The following is an 18,512-nucleotide window of genomic DNA, read 5'->3' on the forward strand; positions in this document are numbered from 1 at the left end:
GGATGTGGAGAAGGTAACCCTCGTAGGATGAGCAGCAGTATATTAACTCACCGTCATAAATGAGCTGTGATGTCAGGCACAGTTTTCTGACATGCTTCCGGCTTAAACAGCTGTTTTGTAGACAAATCGGGAAAGGATCAGGAACGTTGACGACCGATCAGGGCATCGTATTTGCTGTACTGCTGGCCACTCTCGGCCTGTTCATCTGGAACCGCATCAGGTTCGACCTGGTTGCCATGTTGGCGCTGCTGGTGGTGGCCGTAGCAGGGCTGGTACCAACGGACGCGCTTTTTAGCGGGTTTGGGCACCCTGCCGTAATTACCGTTGCAGCGGTGCTGGTGATCAGTCAGGGGCTGGTGAATGCCGGCGTGGTGGACAGCATCGCCCGGGTGCTGGGGCGGGTCGGTGACCGGCCGGCCTTGCAGGTGGCTACCCTGACCGGTGTCGTGGCCCTGTGTTCAGGGTTTATCAATAACGTGGGCGCACTCGCGTTGCTGATGCCCGTAGCGGTTTGGATGGCGCGGGAATCCGGGCGTTCACCCTCCTACCTGTTGATGCCCCTGGCCTTTGGCTCGTTACTGGGGGGTACCATGACGCTGATCGGTACGCCGCCGAATATTATCATCGCCTCTTACCGTGAAGGAGGCAGTCCTTTTGGCCTGCTGGACTTTTTGCCGGTGGGTGCCGCCATTACCGTTGCGGGGGTTGCTTTTATCGCCCTGATTGGCTGGCGACTGACTCCCCGGCGGGGCGACGCAGACGACGGTGAAAAGCTGTTCAGTGTCGGCGATTACCTCACTGAGTTGAGGGTTCCGGAGGAGTCGGATTACATCGGTCGCCCGCTCCATGACCTGCTGTCCGACAGCCGTGATGACGCTGACCTGGCGGTGGTGGGCCTGATCCGTAACGGAAGCCGCCAGCTGGCGCCGTCCACCTACCAGGTACTGCGTGCTGGTGACCTGCTACTGGTGCAGGCGGATACTGACAGTCTCCAGGCGGTGGTGGACAAAGCCGGGCTTGAGCTGGGTGAAGACAACGGCGCAAACCGGGACGACCTGGACCAGGAGGACTACCGTATCGCAGAGGCGATCGTTACGCCGGACTCCTCCCTTATCGGCCATACCGCTAACCGGCTGCGGCTGATGGAGCGTCATGGGCTGGTGATTATTGCCGTCGCTCGCCAGGGGCACCGGCTCAAACAGCGGGTAGGTCAGATCAGGCTGCGGGCCGGTGATATCCTGCTGGTCCAGGGTAAGGACGACACCCTCAGCAATGCCTTGAGGGATATTGGCTGCCTGCCGCTGGCGGAACGAGGGCTGCAATTCGGTACCCAGCGCCGCACATGGATTGCCAGTGGCATCTTCCTGGGTGCGATCGCTGTCATACTGGCGGGGTGGCTGGCGGCTCCGGTGGCATTGGTGGGCGCGGCGGTGGCTATGGTGCTGGCTGATATCCTGGACACCACGGAGGCTTACCAGGCTATCGACTGGTCCATCATCGTATTGCTGGGCGCAATGATCCCTGTCGGTGGAGCCCTGGAATCATCAGGGGGCGCTGCCCTTATTGCCGGCCAGTTGATGGCGGTCGGTCAGGGGCTCTCGCCTGCGGTGCTGTTGGTTGTGCTGGTTACCGGGACCATGCTGTTGTCCAACGTTGTCAATAACGCAGCGGCTGCCATCCTGGTTGCTCCCATTGCACTGAGTCTATCGGGACAGCTGGATATTGCCTCGGATGCCACCCTGATGGCGGTAGCGGTCGGTGCCTCCTGTGCCTTCCTGACCCCGATCGGGCACCAGTCCAATGCCCTGGTCATGGAGCCCGGCGGCTTCCGTTTCGGTGATTACTGGCGCCTCGGCCTGCCCCTGTCCGCCCTGGTCGTTGCCATCTCGGTACCGGTGATCCTGCTAGTCTGGGCCTGAGGCACCGGTTTTATGCCCGGTCCCGGAAGTTGACTCCGGGGCGTAGCAGTCCTCTCAGAATGACATCCACCAGCGCTGGTGTCTGCTCCGCCAGGTTCCAGCGTTGGGGTGCTTTCAGCCATTCGAAGTAAATACCGGCGAAATAGGTGTGTATCGACATGGCCGCCAGCTTCGGGGTGACCCCCTCAGCGAGGTCGTGCCGGACCGGCTCGGCGCTGAAGTAGTCTGTCAGTTGCTCGACGGCTTTTCCGGACAGCTGGTCCTGGGCGGCCAGGCCGGTGTCGGACTCCGTGCGCAGGAACAGGATTGAAAACACCCGGAAGTGGTGTTCACTGGTGGCCAGCTGCCGCAGCGAGTCGATACAGATTGCCCGCAGGGCGGTAATGTCCCGTTGTTGCTCCAGTAAGTCCTCGAGGCGTGCGCTCATGGGGTTGCTGACCCGGCCGAGCATGGCCTCGAACAGGTCCTGTTTGTTGCGGAAATGCCAGTAGATGGCGCCGCGGGTAACGCCGGCGGCGCCGGCAATCTGCTCCAGCGATGTGCAGCTAACCCCTTTTTCAAAGAAGAGCTGTTCTGCCGCATCGAGGATGGCCTCCCGGGTGGCTTCAGCTTCCGCCTTGGTTTTTCTGGCCATGGTGGTCCTGGGTGGTAACGAATGTGGGCCACCGGATCAAGGCGGCAGGGCCGGGCCATTGTAGCCAGTTTTTCGTTGCATACATACAACCATGAATGTATTTTTGTCTGCCTTGCCTTTTCTCAAAAAATGACGGGAGTCCCTCCATGCTGTCTCGAAACCGGTCAAGGTCTGCTTTCACTGGCGTGTTGATCGTTATTACAGCGATGCTGCTGGCAGCCTGCAGTAATAACGATGAAGCGCAGTCGTCTCAGGAAGGGCCGGGAGGGCAGCAGCCGCCACCGCAGGTTCGTGTTGAAACTGCAGAGCCCACCCGTGTGGAGGTGAAAGAAGAGTACGCCGGCCGTGCCAGGGGCGCCCGTGAAGTTGAAGTGCGGGCCCGTACCCAGGGTATCCTGGAAGAGCGCCTCTACAATGAAGGTGAGCTGGTCGAGGAAGGTGACGCCCTGTTCCGCATTGACCGGGCCCCGGCGGCGGCGGCCGTTCAGGGTGCCGAAGCCAGGTTGCAGGTGGCTCGTGCTGAGCTGAGCCAGGCCCAGCGGGAATGGAACCGTATCTCCTCCCTCTATGACCGGGGAGCAATCAGTGAGCGGGACCGCGATTCGGCCCGGTCTACGCTGGAGCTGGCACGGGCGAACGTGGCGGTGGCAGACGCAGGCCTGTCCCAGGCCCAGCTCGACCTGGATTACACTGAAGTGACCGCGCCGGTGTCCGGTGCCACCAGCCTGGAAGATCTACCCGAGGGCAGCCTGATCCAGCAGGGAACCTTGCTGACCACCATTGTTCAGCACGATCCGATTCACGTTCGGTTCGCACTCCCGGAGAATGACGCGACCATCCAGCGCCGGGCGCGGGAGGCGATGGCGGCTTCCGGAAATGGTGACGATACCTTGTCTGCAGTGCTGATTACGGTGGATGGCGAGGCCTACCAGCACGAAGGGACCGTGGACTTTACGGCCAGCACCCTGGACCCGCGTACCGGCACGGTCATGGCACGGGCAGTGTTTCCCAACAAGGAATACCACATCGTACCGGGGCAGTTTGTAAGGGTGCGAATCCAGCTGCAAACCCTTGAAGGTGCCTTTACCGTGCCGGAGAGTGCTGTCGGTCAGGGGCCGGAAGGTGCCCGTGTGTTCGTGGTTGGTGAAGATAACAAGGTAGTCAGTCGCTACATCACGCTGGGCCCGGTGGTTGATGGCCTGCAGGTCATCACGGAGGGGCTGCAGGCTGGTGACCAGGTTGTCACCAGTGGCATGGTAGCGCTGCGGGATGGCATTGAAGTCGAGGTGGCCGGGTCCGAACCGGAAGGAGCCGAGTAATGCTGCGCACCTTTATCGACCGGCCCATCTTTGCGTCGGTTATCTCCATTGTCATTCTTCTCGGCGGCACTATCTCCCTGTTTGGCCTGCCTGTTGAGCAGTACCCCAATGTAGTGCCACCCCAGGTGGTGGTGGATGGTCGTTATTCGGGGGCCAGTGCTGAAGTGATCTCTGACGCAGTGGTGGCACCGCTGGAGCAGCAGATCAACGGCGTGGACGACATGATCTACCTGGAGTCCAACGCCACGGACTCCGGGAGCTTCCGCATTACCGTCTCCTTCGAGATTGGTACCGACCCGGACCAGGCCACCATCAACGTCAATAACCGGGTTCAGCAGGCCACTGCCAGCCTGCCCCAGGCGGTAAGGGATCTGGGGGTTACCGTGGAGGCCCGCTCCACATCGATCTTGATGGTGCTGGCGATGTCATCGCCAGACAGCAGCATGGACGTGGTGGAAATCTCCAACTACGCCCTGCTGAACGTACTGGACGAGCTGGTGCGGGTTCCCGGGGTAGGTAACGCTTCCCTGTTCGGTGCCCAGGACTACTCCATGCGTATCTGGCTGCGGCCCGACAAGCTGGCCCAGTATGAACTGACCCCTGCCGACGTGGCCGGGGCCATTCGTTCACAGAACGCACAATTCGCTGCTGGCCGTATCGGTGCGGAGCCGGCGCCGCAGGGCCAGGCCTTTACCTACAGTGTGTCGGTGCCCGGACGCCTGGAAAGCACGGAAGAGTTCGGTAACATCATCCTGCGCAGCGATGAGGATGGCGCCAGCCTGCGGCTCGAGGATGTGGCCCGTATTGAACTGGGGGCACAGAACTACGACTTCGACGCCACCTTCAACGGTGAGCCCACGGTGCCGGTTGGGGTTTACCTGCAGCCCGGCGCCAACGCGCTGGATGCTGCGGAAGCCGTGCGCGAAGCCATGGATGACATCAGCAGTCGCTTCCCCGAGGGGCTGTCCTACAGCGTGCCCTATGACACCACCCGATTTATCGACATCTCCATCCAGGAGGTGATCAGCACGTTTATCGTGGCGGTGCTCCTGGTGGTCGTGGTTACCTTCCTGTTCCTCCAGCACTTCCGGGCCACCCTGATCCCGCTGGTGGCTATTCCGGTCTCGTTGATCGGCACCTTCGCCGGCATGCAGGCCCTGGGCTTTTCGGTGAACCTGCTCACCCTGTTCGGACTGATACTGGCCATCGGGGTGGTGGTGGATAACGCCATCATCATCATGGAGAACGCCGAGCGGCTGATGAAGGAAGAAAACATGTCGTCCTACCATGCCTCGGTGGAAACCGTGAAGCAGGTGTCCGGAGCCGTGGTGGCATCGACCCTGGTACTGGTGGCGGTGTTTGCCCCTGTGGCGTTCCTCGGAGGGCTCAGTGGCGAACTCTACCGACAATTTGCCATTACCATCGCCGTATCCGTGGTCATTTCGGGCGTGGTTGCACTGACGCTTACCCCGGCCATGTGCGCCATGCTGCTCGGCGGTCAGCCGAAAAAGCAGATGATCCTGTTCCGCTGGTTCGACAAGGGATTCGATGTCATTACCAGTGGCTTTGTAAAGGTTGTGGATTTCCTGCTCCGGCACGTGGTGCTGGGGGTGTTCCTGTTTGTGGCCATGCTGGCGGGCACGGTATTCCTGTTGAACAACATGGCGTCCGGCCTGGTGCCCAAGGAAGACCAGGGCTTCGTGCTGGTGGCCCCATCACTGCCGGCGGCTTCCTCGCTGAGTCGCACCGCCGACATGCGGGACGACCTGGTCAGCCAGATGATGGAAGTCCCGGAGATCGCCAACGCCGTGGCATTCGCCGGTTATGACATTATCGCGAGCGCGCTGCGTACCAATGCAGGGGTGTCATTCGTCACCCTCGAAGACTGGTCCGAACGGGAAGGGCCTGGGCAGAGTGCCGATGCCGTGGCCGGCAAGATCATGGGTATCGGTGCCGGTATGCCGGATGCCCGGGTGATGGCCTTTACACCACCCCCCATTCAGGGCCTCTCGACCACGGGTGGCGTGGAAGGCTATGTACAGGTGCGGGGTGGCCGGACCACCGCCGAGCTCAAGGCCATCGCCGACCAGTTTGCCCAGGCAGCCAATCAGCGCCCGGAACTACAGAACGTGCGGGTGACACTGGATACCGGTATTCCCAAGTACGAGGCCTCCGTCGACCGGGAAAAGTCCCAGGCTGCGGGTGTGCCCGTGGACCAGGTCTTCACCACCATGCAGAGCACCTTTGGCTCGCTGTACGTGAACGACTTTACCCTGCTTGGCCGAAACTGGCAGGTAAACCTGCAGTCGGAAGGTGAGTTCCGCAGCCACCCGGAGGATCTGCGTCGGGTTTTCGTGCGATCCCAGTATGGCGAGATGATCCCGGTGAGCTCACTGGTTGACCTGGAGCGCAGTGCCGGGGCGGATATCCTCAATCGCTTTAACCTGTACCCCTCGGCCAAGCTGCTGGCGGAGCCTGGCCCCGGTTTCACGACCGGGGATGCGCTCCAGGCGCTGGTCGCCGTTGGCGACGATGTGTTTGATCGCAATACCCAGCTGGGCTGGACCGGCGAGGCCTATCAGCTGCAGGCCGGCGCGGACACCGGTATGATCGCCTTCGGCCTTGGTTTGCTGCTGGTGTTCCTGATCCTGTCAGCCCAGTACGAGCGTTGGGGACTGCCCCTGGCTGTGGCGACGGCAGTACCTTTCGGTGTCTTCGGCGCGGCGGCCGCCTCCCTGTTGCGGGGCTTTCCCAATGACATCTACTTCCAGGTGGGGCTGCTGGTACTGATCGGCCTGGCGGCCAAGAACGCCATCCTGATCGTGGAATTCGCCGCCCAGAACCGCCGTGCTGGCATGAGCAGCACGGAAGCAGCCAGCGAGGCGGCCCGCCAGCGTTTCCGGGCCATCATGATGACAGCGTTGACGTTTATCGTGGGTTCCATGCCGCTGGCCTTCAGTACGGGTGCTGGCGCTGCCAGTCGACAGGAAATCGGTACCGTGGTCGTCGGCGGCATGATCGTGGCCAGTACACTGGCGCTGTTCTTCGTACCGCTTTTCTTCAAGCTGATTGAAGACTTTGGTGACTGGCGACAGAGTCGCAAACGATCCGCTGCCAGCTGAGTCCAGACAAAGCCCGGTTCGCCGGGCTTTGTTCTGTCCGGGGTATTGATCCACTGTGTTAATCTTCGAGTAGATTCAGGTACGGAACTCGCGGGATAAAGAAACTCATGTATCAAAGAGATCAATTGCTGGCACTGCTTGAGGATGCCCGGCAGCGCACCCTGGCACTGGTGGACACGCTCGGGGACGACCAGTTGCAAGTGCCCTGGCACCCCGGAGTTAACCCGCCGCTATGGGAAATGGGGCATTCGGCCTTTTTCTACGAAGTCTTCGTGCTGAGCCTACTCGACGGCACGCCAAGCTATGATCCCGCCATGGACGACCTCTGGGATTCCTTCCATATTGATCACCGGGATCGCTGGAATCGCGACTACTTCCCGGGTCGGGAGAAGACCCGGGAATACATGCTCACCATCTACGACCGGATTGCCCGCCGTATCCGGGAGCAGCCCCTGGACGACCGGGCCCGGTACCTCTACCGCTATGCCATCTATCACCAGCACATGCACATCGAGTCCATGACCTGGTGTCGGCAGACCGTCGGCTATCCGGCGCCCCCCGGTGTTGTCGTTGATCAGGAGTTTTCCGCAACAAGGAAACAGCCGCTGGGCGATGCTGAGATTCCCGCCGGAACCTGGCTGATCGGCATGCCGGGAGATTCCCCGGATTACGCCGGCGATGACTTTGCCTTCGATGGAGAAAAGCCGCGCCATACCGTCGAGCTGGAGGCCTTCCGCATTGCCCGGGCGCCGGTCAGCAATGGCGAGTTCCTGGCCTTCGTGGAAGACGGCGGATACCGTCGCCCCGAACTCTGGTCCTTCGGCGGGCGCAAGTGGCTGCAAACCGAAACCGACGTTGCCCTGGTTCACGGCGAGCGGGAGCCGGTTATGCGAGCGCCAACACATCCCCTTTACTGGCGCCTGCATGGCGGTGACTGGCAGGAGCGCCTGTTCGACCAGTGGCGTCCCCTGGAACCCGATGCCCCGGTAGTCCATATCTCATACTGGGAAGCAGAGGCCTGGTGTAACTGGGCCGGCCGCCGGTTGCCCACCGAAGCCGAGTGGGAAGTAGCCGCCCTGGGCAACCGCCCCGGTGAGCCCTTCCGCCGCTTTCCATGGGGCAATGAGCCGCCCACCCCGGAACGGGCCGATATGGATGCCACCAGCATGGCACAGCAGCCGGTCAGCGCACTGCCGGCAGGGGAAAGCCCTTTCGGGTGCCGCCAGATGGTCGGCACCTGCTGGGAGTGGACCAGCGACCAGTTCCTTCCCTACGATGGCTTCAAGGTCGACATGTATCCGTTCATGTCGACTCTCCAGTTCGGAGATCACAAGGTCACCAAAGGCGGGGGCTGCGCCACTTCGTCGGTCCTGATCCGGGGAACCTATCGGCAGGCATACCTGCCGCAGCGCAATGACGTCTACACTGGGTTCAGGACCTGCGCCCTGTAATCGGACCACCCCGGAGAGCGACCATGAATGTATATGAAACGGATGAACTGCTGGGCCAGTACCTGGCGTTCCATTACGGCGACAGCTACTTCGGTGTCGGCAACTACCCCGCCCGCTGCGCCAGTATCTGCCTGGAGCATATGGCAGGGAAGGAGAAGAAACGGGCGCTGGACCTTGGCTGTGCCGTGGGGCGAACCAGCTTCGAACTGGCAAGGGCATTTGACGAGGTAGTGGCGTTGGATCTCTCCAACCGCTTTATCGAAGCTGCCAATACCCTGAAGCGGGATGGCGAGATCGATTATTTCCTGCGGGAGCAGGGGGAACTGGGCCATCAGGCAACGGCCTCGCTGGCCAGTCACCAACTGGCAAACCGGGCCGATCACGTCAGGTTCGAGGTGGCGGATGCCTGTAACCTGGGCCCGGAGCATGGGTGCTACGACCTGGTGTTCGCCGGCAACCTGATCGACCGCCTGCAGGATCCCGGGGCCTTCCTTTCGGGTGTCCACAAGCTGCTGAACGATAACGGCGTACTGGTGATCAGCTCACCCTATACGTTGATGCAGGAATTCACCCCGAGAGAAAAGTGGATAGGTGGTTTCAAGCGCCACGGTGCGCCGTTCACCGTACTGGACGGCATGAAGGATATACTGGCGCCGCACTTTGACCTGCTCGGCGAACCGGTGGACGTGCCCTTCGTCATCCGCGAGACGGCCCGCAAGTATCAGCACACCATTGCCGAGCTGACGGCCTGGCAGCGGAACGGTTAGAGTATTATTTCGGGACTTGAGGAAGTATTTATCGCTTGCGGTAGGCGTTGCTTCAGGGTCTGAGGCTTCTGTGCAATGCTTCGGGGCTGGGGTGCTTTCTCCGCTGCAATTCACGACCCATCCCTGGGCCGACCTTGCACCGCGCCATCCATGGCGCTGCTGCGAAAGCACCCCCAGCCCCGAAACATCCGTACAAATGAGTTGCCCTCAAGCTCAAGCATGCAACATTAGCTACGCTTGGTGTCTAACGGGCGGGTATTCTGTTGTCTTTGCTGCGGTAACTGGGAATTCACACGGGGATGTGGTGGGGGACCTTTTGGAGCAGCGCCATGGATGGCGCGGTGCAAGGTCGGTACAGGACGTACCGTGAATTGCAGCGGAAAAAGGTCCCCCACCGCAGCCCCAGGCACCCAAACGTAACCGCCTATAAACTAAGGATCAGCCCGAGGCACCCAATACCAACCGCCCACAATAACCAGTCAGCCCCAGGTACCCAAGCCAAACCACCCGAAGCAATCAGGCTTTCGGCATAGGCAACTCAGGCAACCCGGTTTCCCTAACCAGGCCCTGCATAAGCCGCATACTGGCGTCCTCATCCCCCATATGGGCATTCAGACGGCTCAGCTCAGCCAGGGTCTCCTGGCTGCGACGCAAATGCAGGCTGGTCTCGAAATACTCCCGGGCCTTGCCCCAGAGCTCATTGCGCAGGCTGAGGCGGCCAAGGGCCAACAGCAGCTCCGGATTGTTGGGCCGGTCCTGAAGCCAGCGCTCGGCCGCCAGCAACTGTTCATCCGGCTTCGACCCACAGATGCGCCCGTACAGATGAATCAGCTCGTCACTCCAGTGATTGCGAAGAACCTTCCGCAACAGGGTCTCGGCCTGTGCCTCCTGCCCGGCCCTGGCCAGCAGCTCGGCATAGACCCGGATAGTGTGCTCGTCACGGCGCATGGATGACGGGATTTCATCCCAGAGTTTCGTCAGGTCCGAAACCGTTGGGTCATCCCGGCGCCGGCTGTCATCCGCCGCCCGGTGCAAAAGGTTATGCCAAACGGTTCGCTCCAGCTGGCTCAACTCCTCCGGGTTTCCCAGCTGGCGTTTCCGCAGTTCTGGCAGCAGCCTCGACAGTTCTCGCCAATCTTCCAGCCGCAGGTAGGTATTTTTCAGAAGCTTGAGAACAAAGGGGTGATGAGGCGCCTGCTTGCGCAACCGGACCAGGGTGGCAAGGGCCTGCTCCAGGCGGTTGGCATTAAGCTGGAGCTGGGCCTGGGTAATGCCCACAGCCAGGTCTGAGCCGGGGGTGCTTTCAAAGGCCTTGCGCAGCAGCTCATCCACGGCGTCGTGGTCGCCGGACTCCGACGCTGCCTGGGCGGCGGCCAGGTAGTTGATCAGCGGTGTATCTGCCTGCTCGGCAGAGGCCTCCAGCTTTTTGCGTGCGTGGGGCCAGTTACCCTCAGCCAGCGCCAGTAACCCCTCGGTCGTGCGGCGGCGTGCTCGTAGCTGCTGGTTCCTGGCCAGCCACTGACTGACGGCTCCTGCTCCCATACTCAACCGGCGGATGGTCGAAATCAGCAGCATCAGCGCCAGGGTGAGGGCGACCAGCAGAACCACCCCGACCCAGAAATTGGTTTCCACCAGGTAATTGCCCAGGCTGATGCGGATATATCCAAGGTCATATTGCAGCCCGAGGCTCAGGCCAAGGCCAAGCAGCAGTGCAACGACAAGGATAATGACCAGCCGAATCATGAGTCATCACCCTCGTTGCCGCTAGCCGGTGCGTCGCCATCCATTTCGGCCTCGTTGTTGGCGTGGCGACCCGCGATACGACCTTTGAGGAGCGTGAGGGACTGGCTGATATCCGGCAACTCAGGGTTGATATCCTGGTCCCTGAGTTCCGCCAGGGTATCCCGCAGGGCGGTTACCCGGTTATCGGTACCGTCGTACCAGGTTTCCAGGGAGGTCACCGCCTTCTCCAGTGCCTGTGTATAAAGGTCTTCGTGCCCACGCAGAACCGCAAGTTCCGCCTGCTCCAGCATCAGTTGCAGGTTCAGCCTGGCCCAGGCGCTCTGGTCCGGGGACAGCAGAGGTTTGACAGGCTCGTCCAGTCGGCGAACAGACACCACGTTTGCGAGGCTGTCGGTTACTCTCTGCCAGGCCCTGGCGGCAGGGCCTTGTTCCTCAGCGGACGCTTGGGCCTGCCCGGATTTACCGCGATCAGAGCCAGGGGCCTGGTCCTTGATCAGGGCCTGGTCGGTAAGATCGGTGACGGTTTCCCGCGCTGCTTCCAGCTTCAGGTAAAGGCCGGTCCGGTCCACATCTGTCACGCTGCGAAGGGCCATGATCTCCCTGGCCAACCGCTCCCGTACCGGGTAGGTGCCCACGTCGTCGGTTTCCCTGAGCACGTCGTCAGCCGAGTTGAGCGCTGCGAGGGCACCGCGGATGTCCTGTTCGATCAGCAGGCGCTGATTGGCGATACGCAGCAGGTACTCCGCCTCTGCCAGCAGCCAGTCAGTGCGTGTACGGTTGCCGGTATCCAGTAATTCCCGGGCGTTGTGGTCAATCTGCCGTTGCTGTTCACCCAGTTGCTGTTGCTGTTCCCGGAGGCTGCTTTCCAGCGACTGCAGGCGGTCGCTGCGGTCATTGGTGCCCTGGTCGAGCCGCTGGTCAAGTTGGCGGTTCAGCTCACTGACGTGCCCAACGGACTGCTCCAGTTTTTGTTGAGACAGCCATTGTTGCCAGCTCCAGAGGGACAGGGCCACCAGGCCCACCAGCAGGATCAGGCAGAAAATCCACAGGGGCCAGGTTTTTCCCCCGGATGGCGGATTGGTGTGGGGGGTGGTAGCGGGCAGCTGATTGTTCGATTCGGTCACGGGCATCCTTACTGACGGTCAGGGCGTTCCGGGTGGCAGGTTATGCCGTTCTGTAGATGAGGATAGCAGTGAATCACCCGGTCCACGATTTCCTCGTCGGCCATGCCGGTGGCACTCACCACCCGGGCGAAGCCGGCTTCCCGGGCCTGGCGGGCGACCCGGTCAACGGGTACGAGGAGCAGGCTGTCATGGCAATTATGGCTGCTATTTTCACTCAGTGCGATGAAATTGTTCAATGTTTCCCCCGAGAGCGTGATGACAACATCGGGCTTGAAGTCGTCGAGGCTGGCTTCTACAAGTTCGCTGGGCGGGGAGGGCCGCTGTCGCCTGTACAGGGGAAGCACCGTGACCCGCGCACCCCGCTGTTCCAGGGTTTCCCGCAGCAGCTCCCGGCCCTGCTCGCCCCTGGCCAGCAGGACTTTGTCATTTGCCAGGGCCTGCAGCGAAGGATGCTGCAGCAGGGCCTCGCTGGTGAACCCGGTGGCTGGGTGTTCCGGGGCCAGGCCGGCCCCGGCCATAACTGCCGCAGTACCGGCGCCCACGCCGTACCACTGGATGCCGGCGGGCAACTGGGGCCACCAGGTATCAATGCGCTCCAGCAGTTGCCGGGCCGCGTAGGGGCTGACAGCAATGACATGCTGGTACAAGTCGAGGTCGAGAATGACCTGGCGAGCTTCGGGGGTTTCCGGCAGCGGTACCCGTTCGATCGCCGGCAGCACCCGGGCACTGGCTCCGGCGGCCTCAAAAGCGGTCGCCAGGCGGCTGGCTTCCGGTTCTGGCCGGCAGATCAGTACCCGGGCGCCGGCAAGGGCGCACGGCTTATTTCGGGGTGTGGCCATAGATATCGGCGAGAATCCGGTCCGCGCCCTGGTTGAGGAGGTCTTCTGCCAGCTTGCGGCCCAGCTTTTCACCGTCTTCCCGGGGGCAGCGGCCTTCCACTCGCAGGATCTGCTCGCCATTGACGGCCCCCACAAGTCCCCGCAGCCACAGGGTATCGTCATCTTCCAGCAGGGCGTAGGCGGCGATGGGCACCTGGCAGCCGCCCTCCAGGCGACGGTTAAGGGCGCGCTCGGCGCTGACCCGGTCCCAGGTATCCTTGTGGTTCAGGGGCGCCAGCAGGTCGATGAGCTGCTGGTCATCCAGGCGGCATTCGATACCCAGCGCGCCCTGGCCGACCGCAGGCAGGGAGAGGGTGTCGGGCAGGGTGTAGCGTATGCGGTTATGGAAGCCCAGGCGCTTGAGGCCGGACGAGGCCAGCACGATGGCCTGGTACTCACCGGCATCCAGCTTGGCCAGGCGGGTGTTCACGTTTCCTCGCAGGGTGCGGATGTCCAGGTCTGGCCGGTATGCTCGCAGCTGCGACTCCCGGCGCATGCTGGCAGTGCCTACCACGGCGCCGTGAGGCAGGTCTTCGACCGTGTCATAGTCATTGCTGATAAAGGCATCAGTGGGATCTTCCCGCTCGCAGATGGCGACCAGCCCCAGGCCTTCCGGGAACACCATGGGCACATCCTTCATGGAGTGCACCGCCAGGTCAGCGCGGCCGTCCAGCATGGCCTCTTCCAGTTCTTTCACGAACAGGCCCTTGCCGCCGATCTTCGCCAGGGGCACGTCCAGGATCTTGTCACCCTGGGTCTTGATGCCCAGCAGCTCCACTTCGACGTTATCGTGCAGGCGCTCCAGTTCGGCCTTGATGAATTCCGCCTGCCACAGGGCGAGGGCGCTGTTACGGGTTGCGATACGCAGTGTACGTTTTGCCATGATGTCCGTGTTCTTCAGCGGTGAGAATTCGTGGCGATACGGGGACCCCGCAGCCAATAAAGAGATGACCACAAGCCTAACGCGCCAGCCGCCAAAAGTCCCGTCTTCAGAGTTCCCGCAGGCGTTGCCGCACCCGGGCAACGTGCCGCCGGCTGACGGGCAGGGCATCGGGTACGTCGCTCAGCCTGAGCTGGCAGGCACCATCGTCCTGTCGCTCCAGCGCCTGGACATAGCGGGTGCCGACCAGTGTGTTGCGGTGAATCCGCAGAAGGTGATCCGGGAACCGCTGCTCCAGGGCCTTGAGGCTGAGATCGGTCAGGGTCTCGCCCTTGTCGTGATGGAGGGTGACGTACTTCTGGTCGGCTTCGCAATACCTCACCCGGGTCATGTCCACCAGTTCCGTGCCCCGGGTGCTGGTCACGCTCAGGTGCTGCGGGTTATCCGCCTGGCGGGTCCGCAGTGCCTGCAGCTGGGCACGGTTCAGCCGCTCTGCCCGGCGCAGCGCGTCGGCCAGTGCCTGGCGGCGTACGGGCTTGAGCAGGTAGGCGGCTGCCTGCACGTCGAAGGCGCGTATGGCGTACTCGTCGTAGGCTGTGCAGAAGATAATGGCGGGCGGGGCAGTCTGGGTGCCGAGCTGCTCAGCGATTTCCAGGCCATCGCCCCCGGGCATGCGAATGTCCAGCAGTAGGATATCTGGCGCGTGGCTGGCCACGGCTTCCAGTACCTGCATTCCGGTGGCCGCTTCCGCCACGACCTGGTACCCATCAAGTTCGTCGACCATGCGGCCCAGCCTTTCCCTGGCCAGGGGTTCGTCATCGGCAATGATTACTCGTCGCTGGGTCATCGGGGCATGCCTGTGGTTTGCCAGGGCAGTCGCAGGGTCACCGTGTAGCGATCACCCTGGTGGCTGTGCTTGAGCACGGCGGTTTCTCCGAACAGCGCCTGGATGCGGGCCTGGATGTTGGCCAGTGCCACACGATTGCCCCGGTGCTGACTGGCGCCACTGTCCGGTTTCGGATTCTGTACCAGCAGGTAAACGTACTGCCCGCTGCGCTGGCTTTCAATAACCACGGTGCCGCCTGACGGGCGGGGCTGGATGCCATGATAGATGGCGTTCTCCACCAGTGGCTGAAGTGTGAGGGGCGGGATTGCCTGGTCGCCGAGGGTTTCGTCTGTTCGCCAGTCCACCTGAAGGCGGTCCCCCAGGCGCAGTTGCTCCAGTGCCAGGTAACGGCGACACAGGGCCAGTTCTTCCCGCAGCGGCACCAGCCGCTCACTGGTGTTCAGGGAGGCACGGAACAGCTCCGACAGGTCGATTACAGCGTCTTCCGCCTGTTCGGGGCGGGTGCTGATCAGGCTGGCAATGGTATTCATGCTGTTGAACAGGAAGTGGGGGTGAATGCGGGCCTGGAGTGCTGTCAGCCGATAGGTCATTTCAGCCTGTTTTTGCTGGCGCCACTGGTCCTGGAGATAGAAATAGCGCAACACCATAAGGGTCGCAATGACGGCAATCAGCAGGCTTTTGCCCACGGCCTGCCATTGGCTGGCAGGTTCGTCAGGGAACAGGAAGCGGCTGGCCAGCCCGCTGAACAGAGCCACGTCAGCAATCACCAGGGCTACCATGGCAAGGGTGGCGCGGGTGGTGGTCAGGCGGGTAAGCCAGGGGCGGGCCAGGCAGATCAGGGCGGCGCTGGTCAGAACCGTCCACTGCGCCAGCAGCGAGACCAGGCCAAAATAGTTCCAGTCGACCCACTGACCCCGGGCGTGGGCCATGGCCAGCAACAGTGCTGTCAGTTCACTGCTGACCACCAGCAGGAACACCGACCGTACCCGGCACAGGTCCGGCACGAAAAAACCGGAAACACTACCCGGGGTGTCGTCCTGGCCGGTATTTATATGGCCGCCGGTGGTCATGCAGGTGAGAGTCCTCGTCGGGGTGTTATAATCCGCTCACATTTTTCGCGCCCGGACCATTCTGCCGGGCAGTCAGCAGGAAAGATACACCATGACCGATCCGAACAAGAGTTCCGAAAAGCCCTGGGGCGGCCGTTTCAGCGAGCCCACTGACGCATTTGTGGAGAAGTTCACGGCTTCTGTGGGCTTTGATCAGCGCCTTTATCACCACGACATCCGCGGCTCCATCGCCCACGCCACCATGCTGGCGGAGGTTGGCGTGCTGACCGCTGATGAGAAGCAGCAGATCATTGAAGGGCTGGAAGCTGTCCGCGCCGAGATTGAGCGGGGCGAGTTCCCGTGGTCGGTCAGTCTCGAAGATGTCCACATGAACATCGAGGCCCGGCTCACTGACCGTATCGGCATTACCGGCAAGAAACTCCACACGGGTCGAAGCCGAAATGACCAGGTGGCCACGGATATTCGCCTGTACCTGCGTGACGAGATTGATGCCATTGCGGAAGAGCTGGGCCGTCTGCGAGCCGGTCTGCTGGACCTGGCGGAGCGGGAGGCAGACACCATCATGCCGGGCTTCACCCACTTGCAAACGGCCCAGCCGGTCACTTTTGGCCATCATCTGCTGGCCTGGGCCGAGATGCTGGAGCGGGATACCGAGCGCCTGCAGGACTGCCGCAAGCGCGTCAACGTCATGCCCCTGGGGGCCGCTGCGCTGGCTGGCACCACTTACCCCATCGACCGGGCTCTGACCGCGCAACTGCTAGGCTTTGACCGGCCCACCGAGAACTCCCTGGACTCGGTCAGTGACCGGGACTTTGCCATCGAGTTCTGCAGCTTCGCAGCACTGCTGATGACCCATCTGTCCCGCTTCAGTGAAGAGCTGGTGCTGTGGACCTCTGCCCAGTTCGATTTCATTGACCTGCCGGACCGTTTCTGTACCGGCTCGTCCATCATGCCCCAGAAGAAGAACCCGGACGTGCCGGAACTGGTGCGGGGCAAGACCGGCCGCGTCAACGGCCACCTGGTCAGCCTGCTGACCCTGATGAAGAGCCAGCCGCTGGCCTATAACAAGGACAACCAGGAGGACAAGGAGCCGTTGTTCGACACCGTCGATACTGTGAAGGGCAGCCTGCGGGCCTATGCCGATATGGTGCCGGCGATCACCTCGAAGGCGGATAATATGCGGGAGGCAGCGCGCCGGGGCTTTTCCACAGCCACCGACCTGGCCGATTACCTGGTGAAAAAGGGTGTGGCCTTCCGGGATGCCCATGAAATCGTAGGCAAGGCGGTGGCCCTGGGTGTGGCAGAGAAGAAAGACCTGTCCGAAATGACCCTGGAAGAGCTGCAGCAGTTCTCCGATACCATTGGTGAGGATGTGTTCGACGTGCTGACGCTGGAAGGTTCGGTGCAGGCCCGTGATCACCTGGGCGGCACGGCGCCGGCGCAGGTTCGGGCCGCGGTCGCCCGGGCTCGCAAGCGACTTGCCTGACAAGGAGCTCAGGGATGCTACAGGGCCGGGAGGCCCTGTTTGCTCAGGCGATGGCGCCCGTTGAATGGCTGCCGGGTACGCTGGTGAGTTCGTCCAACGGTCGCGGGGCGCTGACATGGCGCCCCTGGATGAAATCTACGCCCAGGAGCTGCACCCTCTGACGGGCAATGTCGTTTTCAATGCTGGTGGCGATGGTAACCTTGCCGGTGGTATTGGCGATGCGCTGAAGTGCTTCCGCCATGACAAGGTGCGTGGGCTCATCGTGGAGACCTTCCATTAGCTCCGGTGCCAGCTTGATGTAGTCTACCGGCAGGCGGCCGGCCAGGCGGTAGCTTTCCATACTGGTGCCGGCACCATCCAGTGCTGTCTTGCAGCCCAGTTGACGCAACATGCGACAGAGCTGCCGGCATTCTGCCGTAAGGTTGACGGCGTGCCGGGCGGGGATCTCGAAACACAGGCTTGCCGGATCGAGCCCGGTTTTTTCCAGGGCCTGGCCGATAAACGCTGGCAAGGCATCGTCCTGCAGGGAGCCCCGTGACAGGTTGAAGCCACAGTATCCCAGCGATGTGGCAACCTCGGGATGCCGGTACAGGTGACAGAGCGTCTGTTTGATAACCTGCCGGTCGAGTCTGCGGGACAGTTCGAACCGCTCGATCAGCGGCAGGAAGTCTTCCGGGGTCATATCCCGGTCACCCTGGTCAAGGCCCCGCAACCGTGCAAGTACTTCCAGGCAGAGGCCCTGATCGGGGTGTTTCATGGCCTGAATCGCCTGGAACTCCAGCGGCAATCCGCCCCGGGCAAGGCTGTTACGGATGTGGGCAAGCAATGCCTTGGTACGGGCAATATCTTCTCGCTCGGCGGCGCGCGGGCGGGACCGTGCCGCTCTTCCGGGTGCCGGGAAAGGCGCCTCGCCATTGGCCAGGGGCGATGGTCGGTTCCGTGTGGCCTTCCGGACAACGACCCGGGCTGCCATGAACTGTCCGCCGCTGTGGCGAAAGGTGACGGTCAGGGGACGACCGCTGTCATGGTAACTGGCATAGTCCGGGCACAGGGGATTGTCCTCGGCAGAGGCAATCAACAGCTTGAGGGAGTGACCCTTGATATCACTGCCGGCGTAACCGAGCACGAGTGAAAGGTTTGGGTCCGTCTTCGCTATATTACCGTCCTGGTCGATGGTCAGAACGGTCGTCACACCTTCGCCGGCACCGGGGCGGTGGCGACAGATGACGAGCTCATTCACGTCAGAGTACTCCTGTCAGATCTTTTCTTTCT

At 62.0% G+C, this 18,512-nt stretch carries 14 protein-coding genes; 6 read left to right on the forward strand and 8 right to left on the reverse strand.

Annotation, left to right across the window (positions count from 1 at the left end):
• Positions 1-146: 146 nt before the first annotated feature.
• On the forward strand, positions 147-1,919 hold the full coding sequence (locus MLC59_RS10045; protein WP_248233930.1) for an SLC13 family permease: 1,773 nt from the start codon (positions 147-149) through the stop codon (positions 1,917-1,919).
• 10 nt (positions 1,920-1,929) lie between these two features.
• Here the strand turns inward: MLC59_RS10045 and MLC59_RS10050 are convergent, their stop codons facing one another.
• Positions 1,930-2,553: a TetR family transcriptional regulator gene (locus tag MLC59_RS10050; protein WP_282450936.1), complete on the reverse strand. Its 624-nt coding sequence runs from the start codon at positions 2,551-2,553 to the stop codon at positions 1,930-1,932.
• 146 nt (positions 2,554-2,699) lie between these two features.
• On the opposite strand from MLC59_RS10050, the gene MLC59_RS10060 reads away from it, so the two are divergent.
• The 4 genes from MLC59_RS10060 (at position 2,700) to MLC59_RS10075 (ending at position 9,212) form a co-directional block, all read left to right on the forward strand.
• The gene (locus MLC59_RS10060; RefSeq protein ID WP_248233932.1) at positions 2,700-3,872 is read left to right on the forward strand and encodes an efflux RND transporter periplasmic adaptor subunit; all 1,173 of its coding nucleotides are present in this window, start codon (positions 2,700-2,702) and stop codon (positions 3,870-3,872) included.
• Complete coding sequence (locus tag MLC59_RS10065; RefSeq protein ID WP_248233933.1) at positions 3,872-6,994, forward strand: efflux RND transporter permease subunit; 3,123 nt, start codon at positions 3,872-3,874, stop codon at positions 6,992-6,994. The genes MLC59_RS10060 and MLC59_RS10065 overlap by 1 nt, the downstream gene beginning before the upstream one ends.
• Before the next feature lie 107 nt (positions 6,995-7,101).
• Positions 7,102-8,445 (forward strand): selenoneine synthase SenA, encoded by a 1,344-nt coding sequence (gene senA / locus MLC59_RS10070; RefSeq protein ID WP_248233934.1) that lies wholly within the window; start codon positions 7,102-7,104, stop codon positions 8,443-8,445.
• 23 nt (positions 8,446-8,468) lie between these two features.
• On the forward strand, positions 8,469-9,212 hold the full coding sequence (locus MLC59_RS10075) for a putative 4-mercaptohistidine N1-methyltransferase (RefSeq protein WP_248233936.1): 744 nt from the start codon (positions 8,469-8,471) through the stop codon (positions 9,210-9,212).
• A 516-nt stretch (positions 9,213-9,728) separates the two neighbouring features.
• Here MLC59_RS10075 and MLC59_RS10080 read toward each other — a convergent pair.
• The 6 genes from MLC59_RS10080 to MLC59_RS10105 all read right to left on the reverse strand — a co-directional run bounded on the left by MLC59_RS10080 (position 9,729) and on the right by MLC59_RS10105 (position 15,754).
• A complete protein-coding gene (locus tag MLC59_RS10080) occupies positions 9,729-10,955 on the reverse strand; it encodes a heme biosynthesis HemY N-terminal domain-containing protein (protein ID WP_248233938.1) in 1,227 nt (408 codons plus the stop codon).
• Complete coding sequence (locus tag MLC59_RS10085; protein ID WP_248233940.1) at positions 10,952-12,085, reverse strand: uroporphyrinogen-III C-methyltransferase; 1,134 nt, start codon at positions 12,083-12,085, stop codon at positions 10,952-10,954. The genes MLC59_RS10080 and MLC59_RS10085 overlap by 4 nt, the downstream gene beginning before the upstream one ends.
• 2 nt (positions 12,086-12,087) lie before the next feature.
• Positions 12,088-12,918 carry a uroporphyrinogen-III synthase gene (locus tag MLC59_RS10090; protein ID WP_248233941.1) on the reverse strand — a complete coding sequence of 277 codons (831 nt, stop codon included), beginning with the start codon at positions 12,916-12,918 and terminating at the stop codon, positions 12,088-12,090.
• The gene (hemC, locus tag MLC59_RS10095) at positions 12,899-13,840 is read right to left on the reverse strand and encodes a hydroxymethylbilane synthase (RefSeq protein WP_248233943.1); all 942 of its coding nucleotides are present in this window, start codon (positions 13,838-13,840) and stop codon (positions 12,899-12,901) included. Before hemC ends, MLC59_RS10090 begins: the two co-directional genes overlap by 20 nt.
• Positions 13,841-13,946: 106 nt before the next feature.
• Positions 13,947-14,684, reverse strand: coding sequence for a LytR/AlgR family response regulator transcription factor (locus tag MLC59_RS10100; protein WP_248233945.1), 738 nt, complete (start codon positions 14,682-14,684; stop codon positions 13,947-13,949).
• Complete coding sequence (locus tag MLC59_RS10105; protein WP_248233947.1) at positions 14,681-15,754, reverse strand: sensor histidine kinase; 1,074 nt, start codon at positions 15,752-15,754, stop codon at positions 14,681-14,683. Before MLC59_RS10105 ends, MLC59_RS10100 begins: the two co-directional genes overlap by 4 nt.
• Positions 15,755-15,845: 91 nt before the next feature.
• Here MLC59_RS10105 and argH point away from each other — a divergent pair, with 91 nt between their 5' ends.
• Positions 15,846-17,240 (forward strand): argininosuccinate lyase, encoded by a 1,395-nt coding sequence (gene argH, locus MLC59_RS10110; protein ID WP_248233949.1) that lies wholly within the window; start codon positions 15,846-15,848, stop codon positions 17,238-17,240.
• 43 nt (positions 17,241-17,283) lie between these two features.
• Here argH and MLC59_RS10115 read toward each other — a convergent pair whose 3' ends face one another.
• Positions 17,284-18,480, reverse strand: a complete 1,197-nt coding sequence (locus MLC59_RS10115) for an EAL domain-containing protein (RefSeq protein WP_248233950.1) — start codon at positions 18,478-18,480, stop codon at positions 17,284-17,286.
• Positions 18,481-18,512 lie beyond the last annotated feature (32 nt).

The sequence above is a fragment of the Marinobacter bryozoorum genome, from assembly GCF_023156245.1.
Classification (GTDB): domain Bacteria; phylum Pseudomonadota; class Gammaproteobacteria; order Pseudomonadales; family Oleiphilaceae; genus Marinobacter; species Marinobacter bryozoorum.